Source organism: Helicobacter mehlei (assembly GCF_003660265.1).
Taxonomy (GTDB): domain Bacteria; phylum Campylobacterota; class Campylobacteria; order Campylobacterales; family Helicobacteraceae; genus Helicobacter; species Helicobacter mehlei.
Map to the genome: position 1 here is coordinate 1 of NZ_QXQP01000061.1, position 1,062 is coordinate 1,062.

The 1,062-nt window shown below is 44.0% G+C and carries 3 protein-coding genes; 2 read left to right on the forward strand and 1 reads right to left on the reverse strand.

All coding sequences use genetic code 11. From position 1 onward, the window contains the following. Positions 1 to 168: 168 nt before the first annotated feature. Positions 169 to 345, forward strand: a complete 177-nt coding sequence (locus tag EAO36_RS08545; protein WP_162983131.1) for a hypothetical protein — start codon at positions 169 to 171, stop codon at positions 343 to 345. A gap of 98 nt (positions 346 to 443) precedes the next feature. Beyond that, positions 444 to 512 (forward strand): hypothetical protein, encoded by a 69-nt coding sequence (locus tag EAO36_RS09050; protein WP_407925320.1) that lies wholly within the window; start codon positions 444 to 446, stop codon positions 510 to 512. 198 nt (positions 513 to 710) lie between these two features. Here EAO36_RS09050 and EAO36_RS08220 read toward each other — a convergent pair. Then, positions 711 to 1,062: lecithin retinol acyltransferase family protein (locus tag EAO36_RS08220; protein WP_120948838.1), on the reverse strand; the 352-nt coding region annotated here is incomplete at its 5' end.

Here is a 1,062-nt window from a genome sequence, read left to right on the forward strand (position 1 = left end):
AAGACCTAAGGTGTGCAAAAGGAAACTAAGGAATGGCACCAAAATTCAGTGTCCTTGCAGGGGTGCTTGCTGGTTACGTGCAAGCCCTAGATTAGCATTACAACACTCTACAAGAGGATGACTTAGAGTGGAAGAGGATTGATCTAGCTTAGACACGTGGGAACAAAGATGGATGTTTCTTTAGAGGATTTAGAGCAGGCTAGCACCTCTAAAAAAGGCTTTAAGGGCTTAGAAAAGGAAGTTTTGGGGGGTAGCCCAAAACCCCACTCAAGAAAATACTTCCCTAAAAGCAAAAAAGAGCTCCAAGAATTGGTGGAAGATGAAACATCCATTGGACGAGATTGATATTGTGTGGCTAACAGATTTAAGCGGAGTGTTCCAAGCATTCTCACAGAGAGAGTTATGAGGGATTGGAAACTTGGGATATTTCTCGAGTAACAAATATGGAAAAAATGTTTAATTCCTGCAGGAATTTCAACCAGTCTCTTAATATTGGGATGTGTCTAGCGTAGCAATTGGTATTTACAATAAGGCCAGTCCCTAACAGCCCGGATGTATCTAATGCGAGAACTATGAACAGCCTATTTTGTTCATTGCTTGTCCTTTAGTCATTTGGATAATTTGGATATATCCAGCCCCAACTATGGTGTCAATAAGGGGTGAAAAAGCCAAACCAAGTCCTTAGTCCTTGTGTGTGCAAGAGTTCTTGGCTATTGCGCCCACACCCGCCAACAATCCATCTTTAGGATTTGGCCGATCTCTTGGCTGGGTTTGCGCGCGATTATACCTTCTGCACTCTTGCCCAAGCACTCCGTAATAAACCCATGGCAGTTATTCTTAAACAAGTGATAATCTCTAGCTTGCCCCACTAAGGACAATGCCCTTTGGGCTATGTCAAGATTGCCAACCGCTCTTGTGCCCTGACAAGAGACAAAAATGATCTGGCCCCCAGAAAACCCTTGAGAAGCGCATTTTTCAATGCGACTCCCATTAAATTTGCCGGTCAAATGCACAATCTGCCCCCCACCCACATAGATTCCCGTGTGTGAAAACGCATTGGCA